Genomic DNA, 13,444 nt, shown 5'->3' with positions numbered 1-13,444 from the left:
AGTGGCATGGTCGAGGAGACGGTGCCCGAGCGGGTTGCGGAGCTGGTGCCGGACGCGTTGTGGGAGCGGGTGCAGCCGCTGCTGCCTGAGCGTCCGCCGCGCCGGCACCGCTACCCAGGACGCCTGCCGCGCGATGACCGCGCGGCCCTTGCCGGCATCGTCCACGTGCTGATCACCGGCTGCACCTGGGCGCAGGTTCCCACTGAGCAGTTCGGCTGCTCAGGGGTGACGTGCTGGCGGCGGCTGCGGGACTGGACCGAGGCGGGCGTGTGGCCCCGCCTGCACCAGGTCCTGCTCGATGAGCTGCGTGCGGCGGGAAAGCTGGACCTGGAGACTGCGATGGTGGACGGCTCGCACGTGCGGGCCCTCAAGGGGGGGCTCACACCGGTCCTTCACCGGTAGACCGCTCCCGTAAGGGATCCAAGCATCACCTCATGACCGATGCTCAGGGCGTTCCGTTGGTCGTGACGTTGACCGGCGGCAACCGCCACGACGTGACCCAACTGCTGCCCCTGGTCGATGCCTTCCCGACCGTGCGCGGCATCCGCGGCCGGCCACGACTGCGCCCGGACTACCTCTACGCCGACCGCGGCTACGACTTCGACGTCTACCGCCGCGCCCTTCGAGCCCGCCGCATCGTGCCCCGCATCGCCCGCCGCGGCAGCGCCCACGGATCCGGCCTCGGCGCCCGACGCTGGGTCGTCGAGCGCACCTTCGCCTGGCTGCACCAGTTCAAGCGCCTCCGCACCCGCTACGAAGTCCGCGCCGACCTCCACCTCGGACTCCTACAGCTGGCCTGCGCCCTCATCTGCCACCGGAAACTCCCGAAGTCATAGTGAAACGAGCTGTGAGCCCCGCGCCTCCGGCGAAGGCCCCCGCACCCCGGTGCGGGGGCCTTCGTCACTCGTCGAGGGCGTCCGGTGCCCGCAGCCGCGCGCGGGGGGCGTGCCAGTCGTAGCGCACCCCCAGCAGGCGCACCGCCGCGCACACGCCGGCGCCCGCGAGCGCGACGGGGAGGCCCGGCAGGTCGAGTTCGGTGCCGGCCACGGCGATGGCGGCGCCCAGCAGCGCCGGGACCGCGTAGAGGCCACCGGTGGCGGTGAGCACGGTGGGGACCCGGCGGACGAGCACGTCGCGCAGGGTGCCGCCGCCGACGGCGGTGATCGCGCCGAGGAGGACGGCCTGCCCGGGGCCGGCACCCGAGGCGAGCGCGACCCCGGCGCCGGTGACGCAGAACAGCGACAGCCCGGCCGTGTCGAAGAGCAGGATCGGCCGGGACAGCCGGCTCAGCAGCCGGTGGCCGTAGAAGGCGACGAGCGCCCCGCAGGTGGCGGTGAACAGCAGCCGCCAGTCCTGCAGGTTCGCCGGGGGCAGGTTGCCCAGCAGCACGTCGCGCAGCGTCCCCCCGCCCAGGGCGGTGACCATGCCGAGCGCGATGACGCCGAGCAGGTCCAGGTGGGCGGCCCGCATGGCGGTGAGGGCACCGTCGAGGGCGAAGGCGAAGATGCCGGCCAGTTCCAGGACGAGGAGCAGCTCCTGCGGCGACACCCCCGGCCCTCAGCTCATGACGTGCAGCTGCCGCGCGGCCTCGGCCAGGGAGCCGGACAGCGACGGGTAGATGGTGAAGGCGTGCGCGACGTCGTCGACGTTGAGCCGCTTCTCCACCGCCAGCGTGAGCGGGAAGATCAGCTCGCTGGCGCGGGGGGCGACGATGACCCCACCGATCACCGTTCCGGAGCCGCTGCGGCAGAACAGCTTCACGAAGCCGTCGTGGATGCCCAACATCTTCGCGCGCGCGTTCGTGGACAGGGGCAGCTTCACGATGTCGCCCTGCGCCTCGCCGGAGTCGATCTGGGCCTGCGTCCACCCCACCGTGGCGATCTCGGGGGAGGTGAAGATGTTCGACGAGACCGACCGCAGTGCCAGCGGGGACACCGCGTCACCCAGGGCGTGCCACATGGCGATGCGCCCCTGCATGGCGGCCACGGAGGCCAGCGGGAACACGCCGGTGCAGTCACCGGCGGCGTACACCCCTCGGGCGGAGGTGCGCGAGACGCGGTCCACGGTCACGTGCCCGGACTCCGCGACCTCCACCCCGGCCTCCTCCAGCCCCAGACCGGCGGTGTTGGGGATCGCGCCGACGGCGATGAGGCAGTGCGAGCCCTCCACGGTGCGCCCGTCGGACAGCGTCACGGTCACGGTGTCGCCGTGGCGGACGGCGGACTCGGCGCGGGAGCGCGACATCACGGTCATGCCCCGGCGGCGGAAGACGTCCTCCAGGACCTCGGCGGCGTCGGCGTCCTCGCCGGGCAGGACGCGCTCGCGGCTGGAGACGAGCACGACGTCGGAGCCGAGGGCGCGGTAGGCACCGGCGAACTCGGCGCCGGTGACCCCGGACCCGACGACGATCATCTTCTCGGGGAGCTCGTCGAGGTCGTAGAGCTGCTTCCAGGTGAGGATGCGCTCCCCGTCCGGCTGTGCGGCGGGCAGCGTGCGGGGGCTGGTCCCGACGCTGAGGAGAAGGTGCTCGGCCTCGACGCGCTCCCCCTCGTCGTCGCCCGACGTCACGACCAGCGCCTGCGGGCCGTCGAGGCGGCCGCGGCCGTTGAGGACCCGCACGCCCTCCTTCTCCAGGCGGGCGCGGATGTCCATGGACTGGGCGAACGCCAGGGACTTCACGCGCTGGTTGACGCGGGCCAGGTCCACGGTGACGCTGCCCTCGGCGTCGGTGCTGCCGCCGCGCCCGCCGGGGAAGCGCACCCCGAGCTCGGCGGCCCCGCCGACGGTCGTCATGAGCTCCGCCGTGGCGATGAGCGTCTTGCTGGGGACGACGTCGGTGAGGACCGCGGAGCCGCCCAGGCCCTCGTCCTCGACGATGGTGACGTCGGCGCCGAGCTGCGCGGCGACGAGCGCGGCCTCGTAGCCGCCGGGACCGCCGCCGAGGATGCCGACACGGGTGCGCTTGGTCTGGCCGCTGCTGCTCACGCACCCATCGTGGCAGGACTCGCCGACACGGGCAGGTCCACCACACGCCTCCCACGGGACACAAGCGCCCCGTTCCCCGCCCCGCTGTCCTACGCTTCCGGCTCGTGCCCGTCTACGCCGCCTACGCCAGCAACCTGCACCCGGAGCAGATGGCCCGCCGCGCGCCGCACTCGCCGCTGCGGGCCTGCGGGTGGTTGCCCGGGTGGCGACTCACCTTCGGCGGCGAGGACCGCGGATGGGAGGGCCCGCTCGCCACGGTCGTGGAGGACGAGGCGGAGCAGGTGTTCGTCGCCCTCTACGACATCACCGACGCCGACGAGGCCCGCCTCGACGAGTGGGAGGGCCTGGACATCGGCCTCTTCCGCAAGCTGCGGGTGCGGGTGCACACCCTCGACGGCGACGTGCTGGCCTGGATCTACGTGCTGGACGACTACGAGGGTGGCCTGCCCACCGCCCGCTACCTCGGCATGATCGCCGACGCGGCCGAGGCGGGGGGCGCCCCGTCGGACTACGTCGAGGCCCTGCGCCGGCGGCCCTGCCGCTCCAACGACCACTGACCGCGGCTGCGGCTGTGCCCGCCGGACGGTGGCCCGCGGCGAGGCGGCGGACGGTGCGGGCAGGGGTGTAACGCCCGGGCGGGGGACGCCGATGTGACCGCTGAGTCCGGGGGGGACGGGGTCAGGGTCCGGGGGGCCCAGGCCACGAGACCGGCTCGCAGGGGGGACGTTGCGGTGCGCCTGGTGGCAGGGGGGCTTGCCACCAGGCGCCGCACACGCTCCGCCCGCTCCGCCGCCGTGACGACACCGGCGCGCAGCCGCCCGCACGCATCCAGGCCCCCGCCGCCACCGGCACGCTCGTCGTCGCGCCTCCGTGGCCGCAGCGAGAACCTTCCCTCCCCCCGCCTGGCGAACCCCCCGCGAGGGTGTGTCGATCCGTGCTCCTACCGTTCGTGTGAACGGTGAGCGCCGGCAGCGGGCCGGCCCGATCGCCAGGAGGAGTCGTGACCCAGTACCTGCTCAGCGTCGTCCAGCCCGTCGGTGCGCCGCCGGCACCGGAGGCCATGGCGCGCATCGGCGCGGACGTCCAGGCCTTCCACGAGGAGCTGAGGGCGGCCGGGGCGTGGGTCTTCGCCGGCGGCCTGCACGGGCCGGAGAGCGCCACCGTCGTCCGCGCCGCCGGGGACGAGGTGGTGCTCACCGACGGCCCGTGGATCGAGGCCAAGGAGCACCTGGGCGGCCTCTGCATCATCACCGCGCCCGACCTCGACGCCGCCCTGGAGTGGGGCCGCAAGGCGTCGGCGGCGACCACCCTGCCCATCGAGGTCCGGCCCTTCCGCGGCTGATGAGCGCCCCCACCGCGCAGGACCGGGTTCCGGAGGGCCTCGGGCCGGAGGGCGTCGGCCTGGAGGCCGTCGAGCGCGTCTTCCGCGAGCAGTACGGCCGCGCGGTCTCCGTCCTGGTCCGCCTCCTCGGCGACATCGACCTCGCCGAGGAGGCGGTCCAGGACGCCTTCACCGCCGCCGTGCAGCGCTGGCCCGCCACCGGCCTGCCGCCGAGCCCGGCCGGCTGGATCATCACCACCGCCCGCAACCGCGCCGTCGACCGCCACCGGCGCGAGTCCACCCGTGAGCAGCGCCACGCGCAGGCCGTGCTGCTGCACGCCCCCGACGAGCCCGCCGAGGAGGGCGCCGTGCGCGACGACCGCCTGCGCCTCCTGTTCACCTGCTGCCACCCCGCGCTCGCCACGCCGGCGCAGGTCGCCCTCACGCTGCGGCTGCTGGGCGGGCTGAGCACCCCCGAGATCGCGCGGGCCTTCCTGGTGCCGGAGGCGACGATGGCCCAGCGCCTGGTGCGGGCGAAGAAGAAGATCCGCGACGCCGGCATCCCCTACCGGGTGCCGCACGAGGTGGACTTGCCGGCACGGCTGCGCGGGGTGCTGGCAGTCATCTACCTCGTCTACACCGAGGGGCACTCGGCCACCTCCGGGGAGGACCTGGTGCGCGCCGACCTGTGCGCGGAGGCGGTGCGCCTGGCCCGGGTGCTGGCCGAGCTCATGCCCGACGAGCCGGAGGTGCTCGGGCTGCTGGGGCTGCTCCTCCTCTCGGAGTCCAGGCGCCCCGCCCGCACCGGCCCGGACGGCGGTCTCGTCGTGCTGGCCGAGCAGGACCGCTCCCGCTGGGACCGCGGTCTCCTCGTCGAGGGACAGGACCTCGTCCGGCGCTGCCTGCGCCGCGGCCGGCCCGGGCCGTACCAGCTGCAGGCCGCGATCGCCGCGGTGCACAGCGACGCCGCCACCGCCGCGGCGACCGACTGGCACCAGGTGCTGGCCCTGTACGACCAGCTGCTGGCCCTCGCCCCCACCCCGGTCGTCGCCCTCAACCGGGCCGTGGCCCTCGCGGAGGTCGAGGGGCCGGCGGAGGCGCTGGCGGTCGTCGAGGGCCTCCACCTGCCCGGCTACCCCCCGCTGCACGCGGTCCGCGCCGACCTGCTGCGCCGGCTCGGACGCCGCGAACGGGCCCGGCAGGCCTACGACGAGGCGATCGCCACCGCCGGCAACGACACCCAGCGCGGCTTCCTCGCCCGGCGCCGCGCCGAGCTGGACGCCTGAGCGAGCAGCCCGTGGACGGCGCTGCGGTCAGGGACGCGACACCTCGGCCCTCGTGCGCGATGGGCGCGGTTCGCGCACGACGGCGTCCGCGATCCGCTGGGCAGCCTGGGCGGGTGTCAGGTGGGTGGTGTCGACGACCTCGGCCTCGTCGTGCAACCAGGTGCGGGCCGCCTCGGCGTAGGGCTCCAGGTGGGCGCGGCGGAACGGCGACGGGCCGAGGAGGGCGTCACCCTCGATGCGACCGCGGAGGGTGTCCTGGTCGGCGTGCAGGACGAAGTGCCGCACGGGGACGCCGTGCCGGGCCAGGCCGGCGCTGATCTCGCGCCAGTACTCCTCGACCAGGACGGTCATGGGCACCACGAGGGTTCCGCCGGTGTAGTCGAGCACCCGGCGGGCGGTCTCCACGACGAGCGGCCGCCACGGTGGCCAGTGCTGGAAGTTGTCCGTCGCCGGCAGTCCGGGCGAGATGTCCATGAGCGTCTCGCCCACCTTCTCGGCGTCGAACACCCGCGAGTCCGGGATCAACCGTTGCACCAGAGCGCTGGTGGTCGTCTTGCCCACACCATGGGTGCCGTTGATCCACACGATCATGGGCCCCGACGCTAGCGCGGCGCTGACAGGTCAGCCGCCGACCTCCGCACGGCCCGCGGTGCGTGCCTTCGCCGACGGGCGCGGCTGGTCAGGGTCGCGGAATCTGCTCCTGGCCGGTCGCCGGCCACGGCACGACCACGAGCCGAGGCCATTCCCGCCGCCACCGCAGGGCCTTGCGCTCGTAGACCTCCCGTGGCGCGAGCACCGGGTTGGGCCGCAACCGCTGCGCGAACAGGTCGTCGTAGCCGTGAGGGGCGTGGACGAGCAGCTGCCCGTCGGGGTCGACCGTGAGGCCGAGGCAGCACGTCGTGGCTGCGAAGTGGTCGATGGCGTCCCGACTGCTGCGGAACGGGACGGCAGGAACCCCGAAGTGCTCCTCGTACCAGAGGTGCACGCGGGCCTCGTTGCGCACCTCGATCGTCGCGCCCAGGTCCTCGAAGACCACCTCGGCCCGGCGGATGACGGCGTCCTCGGCCTCCCAGGACAGGTCGGAGCCGTCGAAGTAGAAGAGGTCGTAGTCGCGGATGCCCGTGCACGGGTCGCGGCCGTCCTGCACGTTCCACACGGTCTGGAAGAGGGCTCCGGCCGTGAGCCACCAGTCCGGCAGTTCCAGCCCGGGCGCCCGCTCCAGGACGGCGCGCACGACGTCGTTGCGCAGGACCATGTCGAGGAAGACGTCGCGCTGCTCCACCCCGGCAGCCTGCACCACGGCCCTCGAGCACCCGGGCCATGGGCTCTCCACGTGCTCGCCCACGCCGCCGTGCGGACGCGTGGGGGGGCTACTGGGCCGCGCCGGTGAGCAGCCACCTGCTGACCGGGATCTCCAGCAGGACCCGCTCGGCGTCCGGCCGGGGTCGGTGCCGGACGTCCCAGCCGCCGTACTTGCCGGCGAACGCGGCGACGATGCGCTCGGGGAAGGCGTCGCGGTGGACGCGGGTCAGGCCCTCGGCCACGACCGGTGCGGTGCCGTCCTCCAGTGCGAGCGAGACCCGCGCATCGGCCAGCACGTTGCGCACCTTCACGCTGTGCCCGTCGCACCCGACCCACCACGTCCCGCCGTCGTAGACGAACCACACCGGCGTCACGTGCGCCGAGCCGTCAGCCCGCAAGGTGCACAGCCAGACGTTGTGCTCCCGCGCCAAGCGGGCCTCCGCTCCAGGCGGAAGAGGTCGACTCACCGGAGAAGTGGATCACGATCGGTCGCGCGCGAGGCGGTCGGTGTCCACCGCTGAGGGCCGACGTGCGCGAAGCTGGAGCCATGCGGGAAGCCAGGCGACTCGTCACCTCCATCGACCTCGACACGACGGCGGGACCTGAGGCCAACACCGAGCGCCGGATGTCCATCGATGCGCTGCTCGAGCTCGAGCTCGTCGATGGTCGGCGGGTGACGCTGCTCGACGATCGCGGCTGGGCGTCCAGCGGCCCGAGCGACCTCTGGTCCCGCACATCGCTGGAGGACCTGGCGCACGACGCACGCACGGTGGTCGGACCCGACGAGCCCCCCGAGGGGTGCTCCTCCGAGGATGCGGCTGCGATGCACTGGGACCACCTGGCTGCCACCGCCCGGAATCAAGGGGTGCGCATCGCGCCGGAAGAACTCGCCGCACTACCGCACGACGTGGAGGCCAGCGCCGACATCCAGGCACGGCTGGCCCGCTCAGCGCAGTGAGCGGCATCGGCGCCATCTGGCCCTTGACGATCCTGCGCTGACGTCGCCGAGCGGGCGCGGTCGTGACCGATCGACGACGCACTCCCCGGTCGAGGACGGGGCGGTCCGTGCTCGAGCACGGCTCGACGACAGCAGGTGGTCACGCGAGCCGAGGGCCGGCTCGACGGGCGCGGTCGACCAGCACGGCCAGCAGCGTCAGACCCGCAGCCAGCTCCGTGGCGTAGACGATCAGAGTTCCCGCTGGTCGGTCCAGGGTCAGACCCCACATCAGCGGCAGTCCCAGCAGGGGCGGCAGCTCGTGGCGCCATGCCTCCGACAGCGGCGAGGCGTAGCCGAGGGCGAGCAGCACCAGTGGCTCCCCGGCCAGCAGCAGTGCCGCGAGCCACCACACCCGCCCCTGCCCCTGGGCTGTCGTTCCCCGCCCGCGGTGCCGGCTGCCCCGCTGCCAGGCGGCTCCGAGCGCCCCCAGCAGCGGGCCGGTGAGCAGCCCGGCCTGGAAGTGGACCTGGTTGGCCAGCATCCACAGCGGCGCCGCGCTCAGGCCGTTGCGCCCGTCCAGGCCGATGATCAGTCCCGTGGCGGTGTAGAAGCCGACCAGAGCGACCAGGGTGGTCCCGAGCCCCGTCACCGCCCCACCACGCAGGCCGCGGCATGCGCTGCCCGCCAGGAACGGCAGCAGCAACCACGGGGCGCTGAGGTTGCCCAGCGTCGCCCGCACGACGTAGTCGGCGCTGTCGGGGCCACCGCCCTGGTCCTTGACCACGGCCGCCACCGCCCCGAAGAGGGCCGCCGCAGCCAGCCCTCCGGCGATCTTGCGCATGCAGCGGAGGGTAGACCCGAGCGCCCGGCCCGCGAGGAACCTCCGCAGTCGACGCGAGGAGAGCGAGATCGCATGTGACGCCAGCTGAATGCGACCACAGCCACCGCGGCATGCACGCCTCCGTTGGTGTGCGAGCAGTCGTCTCAGCCTTGATCTCAACCGAGGTTGAGGAGCGAAGGTGCCCGTCATGACGATCTGGATCTGCGCCGCCTGCGGCATCGAGCACCCCGACACTCCCCAGCCACCGGCGGTCTGCGCCATCTGCAGCGACGAGCGGGCACACGTCCCCGCCTCCGGGCAGCGCTGGACCACCCACGCGGAGCTGGCCGCCGCAGGACAGCGGATCGACATCGAGCAGCTCGAGACCGACCTGTACGCCCTGACCGCCGAGCCGGAACTGGCCATCGGCCAGCGCGGGCTGCTGCTGCGCACCCGGGGTGGCAACCTGCTGTGGGAGCCGCCCGGCTACCTCGACACCGACACCGTGGAGGAACTGCGGCGGCTCGGTGGGGTGGACGTCGTCTCCGCCAGCCACCCCGACCTGGTCGGCGCGTCCGTCTCGTACAGCCACGCCTTCGGCGGCGTCTCGGTTCTGGTGGCCTCCGCCGACCGGGCCTGGATCCGCCGCCCTGATCCCGCTGCCTGCCCGCGCCATCCGGCGCATCCTCGACGCCCTGGCCCCCTACACCTACGACCGCCTCTACGGGGCCTTCGGCGTCATCGACTCCGACGCCGAAGCCGTCGTGGACCGTTCCCTGCACCGCTACATCTCCTGGGTCGACGGCGACATCCCCGACGAGCCCGACCGCTGACGGCCCGCCCGAACGATTCGGCGTCCACGCTGCGGGTGCGCGATCACCGAGGCTGTCGAACGTCCCCCCTCACTGACGGGCGCATGATCGCAAGGGTGTTCTCCCAGACCGGATGAGCGAGTGGTGGGCGCCTTCCGCGGCGACGGGCACGCCTGTGCGGCGTGCCCGTCATCCTTCGCAACTCTCGGCTGCGTGAGGGCGATGATGGGCTGGTGAGCGAGCACCCGGATCAGTCTCCGGAACCCTCAGCTGCCCGGGTGACGAGCCCGACGACCGCCGGAACCTCCCGGGAGCTGACCCGCCGAGAGCGGGAGGTCTTGACCGTGCTGATCGACCGCGGAGCGAGCTTCGACCTGACCAGCGCGTCGTCGAAGAGGCCGACCGGGCCCGCTGGCGCGCACAACTGAGCACCGTCCGGGCCGGGCGTTCGTGCGGCTGCGGCACGTGCCCGTCCATCGAGCTGACCCACACCAGCGCTCCCAGGACACCGGGGATGGACGGCTACCCGGTGGTGGAGGGCGACGCCCCCGAGGCGCTGGTGCTGCTGTTCGTCGACGAGGACGACCGGCTCAGGTACCTGGAGCTGGCACCGACGGGTGAGCAGGCCCACGCCGAGTTCCCCGACCCTGCCGACATCCGCACCCCCTGACCATCGCGGGCCCCGCGAGGCGGAGATCGTGGCCAGCCGGGCAGCACGACGGGCCGGACCACCCGATCGGCGTGCGCCTGTGGTGCACCGAGGACGAAGCGCCGTGGGATGGCGCGGCCTGGGTTCGTGCGGCCTGGGTTCGTGCGGTGGACGTCGTCGCGGAGGTGCGCGATTGGGAGCAGTGCTGCTGCGGGTCCTCCATCGAGCGCAACCAGATCGTCGACCTCGAGTGCGCCCGCGTCGTGGGGGACGACGGCCGGATGCGGCCGGTCGTGGCCGGTCGCGGCCGGTCACGACACCGAACCCGAGGAGCGGGTCCGGGGGCGGGTGACCGACGTCGAGGTGGTGCTGGGCGGCGGGGCCACCCGGCCTGTTCTGCACCTTCCGGGTGGAGACGCCCTGCGGAGGCTGTGACCCCATGACGACGGGCACCTGGAGGATCCCTGGACCGGTGACGAGATCACGTGGGAGGGCGGGGACTTCCCCGTGACCGTCCGCACGGCTGGCCAGCGGTTCCCGGACCCGCCGTCGATCCACCGCCCCTGACGCGGGACGACCGCGATGGTGGCCGACTCGGCGCGCCCCCTCGATCCGCGGCCCACGGGCCGTCGCGGGCCGCCCCCGGCCCCGCAGCACGAGGGCCGCACCCGACGCCGCTCCGGTCCGACCCGCACGGTGCCGATGACCAGGGTGGCCACCACAACCCGCTCGCCTGGAAGGCATCCGATGCGCTCCGCGCCGCTGCTCGCCGCCCTCACCGTCACAGCCGCACTCCTCACCTCGTGCGGTGGCGACGCCGCGACCACCCCGCTGGACAGCACCACGACCGCCGGCACACCGGCGCCGCCGGCCACCGCTACGCCCGGCAACCCCACCGATCCCCTCACGCAGGCTCCGCCCCCCGGGGGAGCGCCCGCCGACCGGGTGGCACCGGAACCGCCGGTCAGCGACCAGCCCGTGACACCCGTGCCCGCCCCCGAGGGCGGCGACATCACCCCGACCGCAGTCGCCTCGCCGCCCGCGGGCGACCGGCTCGCCTGGTGCACCGCACTGATCGCCGTCCCCAACGCCAACGAGGACGGCGGGTCCATCGCCCCCGCCGACCACCTGCGCACCGCCGCGGGGCTGCGCAACGCGGCGGAGACACCAGGCATGCCCGCCGAGGTCGAGGAGTTCGTCCTCGGCATGGCCACCGTCAGCGAACTGTTCGCCGCCTCCAACGGCGTGCCCTCCGAAGCCGACCGAGCCATGGTCCAGGACGCGTTCGCGAGCATCGGACCCGCCTCCGAGGTCGGCGGCGCCGCATGCCCGGAGGTCTTCGACATGCCCACCGGCGGCTAGCAGCACGTCGCCCGCGACGCCGGACGTCCGTCAGGGCGCGGGGGGTGAGGGCTGCTCTCGCGAGGTCCCCGCTGCGGAGAGTGAGCTCTCCCTCGACGCTGCTCTGCCCGAGGAGGACGGCGACGACGTCCTCGATGCACCCGGGCGCGCAGCCCCCGGACGCTCGCCACGTCCCGCCTCGGCAGCACCTAGGGTGTCGGCCGTGGACGACGACGCCCTGAACACCGCCCCCTCCCCCACCGACGCGGCGAGCGCGGACCGCCCCAGCGGATCCGCCCCCGGCCCGGACCCTCAGGAGCTCGCGGCGCAGGCCGCGGCCCGGCTGGCGGAGCTGACGGGGGTGGCCACCCACGACGTGGCCCTCGTGCTGGGGTCGGGCTGGGCCGCGGCCGCCGACCGGATCGGCGAGGTCGTGGCGGAGGTCCCCGCCTCGGAGGTGCCCGGTTTCTCCAAGCCGGTGGTCTCCGGGCACGTGGGGACGCTGCGCTCGCTGTCGGTGCCCCGGGAGGGGGCCGAGCCGCTGCGCGCCCTCGTGGTGGGGGCCCGCACCCACCTCTACGAGGGCCGCGGGGTCCGCGCGGTGGCCCACGGGGTGCGCGCCGCCGCGGCCGCCGGATGCCGCACCGTCGTGCTGACCAACGGCTGCGGCGGGCTGGACCCGGCCGTCGCTCCCGGCTCGGCGGTGCTCATCTCCGACCACATCAACCTCACCGGGCAGTCCCCGCTGGAGGGGGCGACCTTCGTGGACCTGACCGACCTCTACTCCTCCCGGCTGCGGGAGCTGGCCCGCACGGTGGACCCCGGTCTCACCGAGGGCGTCTACGTGCAGATGCCCGGCCCGCACTACGAGACCCCCGCCGAGGTCCGGATGGCCGGGATCATGGGCGGCACCCTCGTCGGGATGTCCACCGCGCTCGAGGCGATCGCCGCCCGGCACGCGGGCATGGAGGTCCTGGGGCTGTCGCTGGTCACCAACCTCGCGGCGGGCGTGCAGGAGACGCCGCTGTCGCACACGGAGGTGCTGGAGGCCGGCCGCGAGGCCGCACCGCGCTGCGCGCGCCTCCTCGCGGAGCTCGTGCCGCTGCTCTGAACCGCCCCGAACGCAGCAGGGCCCGGCACGACGGACCGTGCCGAGCCCTGCTGCGCAACCGGATCAGCGGGACGTGGCCCGCTTGTACTGACGGCTCGCGACGGGCACGAACACCAGCAGGATGAGCGCGACCCAGATCAGGGTGTACGCGACGGGGTGCTGCAGCGACCACGCCTCCGGCGCCCGCACCAGGCCGGCCGGGCCGACGTTGCCGAAGAGCTCCCGCGTGGCCAGGACGAGCGAGGACACGGGGTTCCAGTCCGCCACGACCTTCAGCACGGTCGGGAAGTTGTCGATCGGCACGAACGTGTTGGCGATGAACGTCACCGGGAAGACGGTGAGGAACGTCAGCGACTGGAAGGCCTCGGGGGTGCGCACCAGCAGGCCGATGTAGGCCATCGCCCAGGAGACCGCGTAGGCGAACAGCAGGAGCAGGGCGAAGCCGAGGACCGCCTCGGGGATCGACGTGCGGATCCGCCACCCCACGGCGAGGCCGGTGGCCGCCATGATGGCGATCGTCAGGATGTTGGTGACCACGTCGCTGCTCGTGCGGCCGATGAGGACGGCCGGCTGCGCCATGGGCAGCGAGCGGAACCGGTCGATGATGCCCTTCTGCATGTCCGTCGCCAGCCCCATGCCCGTGATGGTGCCGCCGAAGATCACCGTCTGGGCGAAGATGCCCGGGACCAGCCACTCGCGGTAGTTCACCCCGTCCGGCGCCGGGATCGCGCTGCCGAAGACGTAGGCGAACAGCAGGATGAACATGATCGGGGAGATCAGCGTCCCGATGAGCAGGTCGGGCACCCGCTTGATGTGGATGAGGTTGCGCTTGGCGACGACCGAGCCGTCCGCCAGTGCGCCGAGCACCGCGTTCACCGCG

16 protein-coding genes are annotated in these 13,444 nt (G+C 73.8%); 9 read left to right on the top strand and 7 right to left on the bottom strand.

The window, feature by feature from the left end:
• The first annotated feature begins 6 nt into the window (after positions 1 to 6).
• Positions 7 to 836, top strand: a protein-coding gene (locus tag CLV92_RS05965) for an IS5 family transposase (protein WP_104431871.1) whose coding sequence is annotated in 2 segments (ribosomal slippage) — positions 7 to 373 and positions 373 to 836 — 831 coding nt in all. Because the reading frame shifts where the segments join, the coding sequence is not laid out codon by codon here.
• A gap of 64 nt (positions 837 to 900) precedes the next feature.
• On the opposite strand, the gene CLV92_RS05960 is transcribed toward CLV92_RS05965, so the two are convergent.
• A complete protein-coding gene (locus CLV92_RS05960; RefSeq protein ID WP_104431870.1) occupies positions 901 to 1,548 on the bottom strand; it encodes a trimeric intracellular cation channel family protein in 648 nt (215 codons plus the stop codon).
• 9 nt (positions 1,549 to 1,557) lie between these two features.
• Complete coding sequence (locus CLV92_RS05955; protein ID WP_104431869.1) at positions 1,558 to 2,985, bottom strand: NAD(P)H-quinone dehydrogenase; 1,428 nt, start codon at positions 2,983 to 2,985, stop codon at positions 1,558 to 1,560.
• Between the two features lie 104 nt (positions 2,986 to 3,089).
• Between CLV92_RS05955 and CLV92_RS05950 the strand changes: the two genes are divergently transcribed.
• The 3 genes from CLV92_RS05950 (at position 3,090) to CLV92_RS05940 (ending at position 5,592) form a co-directional block, all read left to right on the top strand.
• The gene (locus tag CLV92_RS05950; RefSeq protein ID WP_104431868.1) at positions 3,090 to 3,542 is read left to right on the top strand and encodes a gamma-glutamylcyclotransferase family protein; all 453 of its coding nucleotides are present in this window, start codon (positions 3,090 to 3,092) and stop codon (positions 3,540 to 3,542) included.
• 443 nt (positions 3,543 to 3,985) lie between these two features.
• Complete coding sequence (locus CLV92_RS05945; RefSeq protein ID WP_104431867.1) at positions 3,986 to 4,327, top strand: YciI family protein; 342 nt, start codon at positions 3,986 to 3,988, stop codon at positions 4,325 to 4,327.
• Positions 4,327 to 5,592 carry an RNA polymerase sigma factor gene (locus CLV92_RS05940; protein WP_211290897.1) on the top strand — a complete coding sequence of 422 codons (1,266 nt, stop codon included), beginning with the start codon at positions 4,327 to 4,329 and terminating at the stop codon, positions 5,590 to 5,592. Before CLV92_RS05945 ends, CLV92_RS05940 begins: the two co-directional genes overlap by 1 nt.
• Positions 5,593 to 5,619: 27 nt before the next feature.
• Here CLV92_RS05940 and CLV92_RS05935 read toward each other — a convergent pair whose 3' ends face one another.
• From CLV92_RS05935 to CLV92_RS05925, 3 genes are all read right to left on the bottom strand, one after another.
• Positions 5,620 to 6,183 carry an AAA family ATPase gene (locus CLV92_RS05935; RefSeq protein ID WP_104431866.1) on the bottom strand — a complete coding sequence of 188 codons (564 nt, stop codon included), beginning with the start codon at positions 6,181 to 6,183 and terminating at the stop codon, positions 5,620 to 5,622.
• 88 nt (positions 6,184 to 6,271) lie between these two features.
• A complete protein-coding gene (locus CLV92_RS05930) occupies positions 6,272 to 6,847 on the bottom strand; it encodes a nucleotidyltransferase family protein (protein ID WP_104432005.1) in 576 nt (191 codons plus the stop codon).
• Between the two features lie 115 nt (positions 6,848 to 6,962).
• Positions 6,963 to 7,361: a pyridoxamine 5'-phosphate oxidase family protein gene (locus tag CLV92_RS05925; RefSeq protein WP_104431865.1), complete on the bottom strand. Its 399-nt coding sequence runs from the start codon at positions 7,359 to 7,361 to the stop codon at positions 6,963 to 6,965.
• Between the two features lie 80 nt (positions 7,362 to 7,441).
• Here CLV92_RS05925 and CLV92_RS05920 point away from each other — a divergent pair, with 80 nt between their 5' ends.
• Entirely contained in the window at positions 7,442 to 7,852 is a 411-nt protein-coding gene (locus CLV92_RS05920; RefSeq protein ID WP_104431864.1) for a hypothetical protein, read from the top strand.
• A 139-nt stretch (positions 7,853 to 7,991) separates the two neighbouring features.
• Here CLV92_RS05920 and CLV92_RS05915 read toward each other — a convergent pair whose 3' ends face one another.
• Complete coding sequence (locus CLV92_RS05915; RefSeq protein WP_104431863.1) at positions 7,992 to 8,672, bottom strand: hypothetical protein; 681 nt, start codon at positions 8,670 to 8,672, stop codon at positions 7,992 to 7,994.
• A 187-nt stretch (positions 8,673 to 8,859) separates the two neighbouring features.
• On the opposite strand from CLV92_RS05915, the gene CLV92_RS05910 reads away from it, so the two are divergent.
• From CLV92_RS05910 to CLV92_RS05900, 4 genes are all read left to right on the top strand, one after another.
• Entirely contained in the window at positions 8,860 to 9,600 is a 741-nt protein-coding gene (locus CLV92_RS05910; RefSeq protein WP_211290896.1) for an MBL fold metallo-hydrolase, read from the top strand.
• 377 nt (positions 9,601 to 9,977) lie between these two features.
• Complete coding sequence (locus CLV92_RS21305; RefSeq protein ID WP_158257147.1) at positions 9,978 to 10,133, top strand: hypothetical protein; 156 nt, start codon at positions 9,978 to 9,980, stop codon at positions 10,131 to 10,133.
• A gap of 726 nt (positions 10,134 to 10,859) precedes the next feature.
• The gene (locus tag CLV92_RS05905) at positions 10,860 to 11,474 is read left to right on the top strand and encodes a hypothetical protein (RefSeq protein ID WP_104431862.1); all 615 of its coding nucleotides are present in this window, start codon (positions 10,860 to 10,862) and stop codon (positions 11,472 to 11,474) included.
• Positions 11,475 to 11,676: 202 nt separating this feature from the next.
• Positions 11,677 to 12,564, top strand: a complete 888-nt coding sequence (locus tag CLV92_RS05900; RefSeq protein WP_245886460.1) for a purine-nucleoside phosphorylase — start codon at positions 11,677 to 11,679, stop codon at positions 12,562 to 12,564.
• Positions 12,565 to 12,627: 63 nt separating this feature from the next.
• Here CLV92_RS05900 and CLV92_RS05895 read toward each other — a convergent pair whose 3' ends face one another.
• Positions 12,628 to 13,440 carry an ABC transporter permease gene (locus CLV92_RS05895; protein WP_104431860.1) on the bottom strand — a complete coding sequence of 271 codons (813 nt, stop codon included), beginning with the start codon at positions 13,438 to 13,440 and terminating at the stop codon, positions 12,628 to 12,630.
• Positions 13,441 to 13,444: the final 4 nt, after the last annotated feature.

The organism is Kineococcus xinjiangensis, from assembly GCF_002934625.1.
Lineage (GTDB): Bacteria > Actinomycetota > Actinomycetes > Actinomycetales > Kineococcaceae > Kineococcus_A > Kineococcus_A xinjiangensis.
The sequence above is the reverse complement of the archived record's forward strand: the minus strand, read 5'-3'. Positions and strand labels throughout refer to the sequence as shown.

Bases quoted from the DNA above. Each gene is read 5' to 3' on its own strand.
- CLV92_RS05940 (WP_211290897.1), top strand. From the start codon at position 4,327: ATGAGCGCCCCCACCGCGCAGGACCGGGTTCCGGAGGGCCTCGGGCCG.
- CLV92_RS05920 (WP_104431864.1), top strand. From the start codon at position 7,442: ATGCGGGAAGCCAGGCGACTCGTCACCTCCATCGACCTCGACACGACG.
- CLV92_RS05910 (WP_211290896.1), top strand. From the start codon at position 8,860: ATGACGATCTGGATCTGCGCCGCCTGCGGCATCGAGCACCCCGACACT.
- CLV92_RS21305 (WP_158257147.1), top strand. From the start codon at position 9,978: ATGGACGGCTACCCGGTGGTGGAGGGCGACGCCCCCGAGGCGCTGGTG.
- CLV92_RS05935 (WP_104431866.1), bottom strand. From the start codon at position 6,183: ATGATCGTGTGGATCAACGGCACCCATGGTGTGGGCAAGACGACCACC.
- CLV92_RS05905 (WP_104431862.1), top strand. From the start codon at position 10,860: ATGCGCTCCGCGCCGCTGCTCGCCGCCCTCACCGTCACAGCCGCACTC.
- CLV92_RS05915 (WP_104431863.1), bottom strand. From the start codon at position 8,672: ATGCGCAAGATCGCCGGAGGGCTGGCTGCGGCGGCCCTCTTCGGGGCG.
- CLV92_RS05930 (WP_104432005.1), bottom strand. From the start codon at position 6,847: ATGGTCCTGCGCAACGACGTCGTGCGCGCCGTCCTGGAGCGGGCGCCC.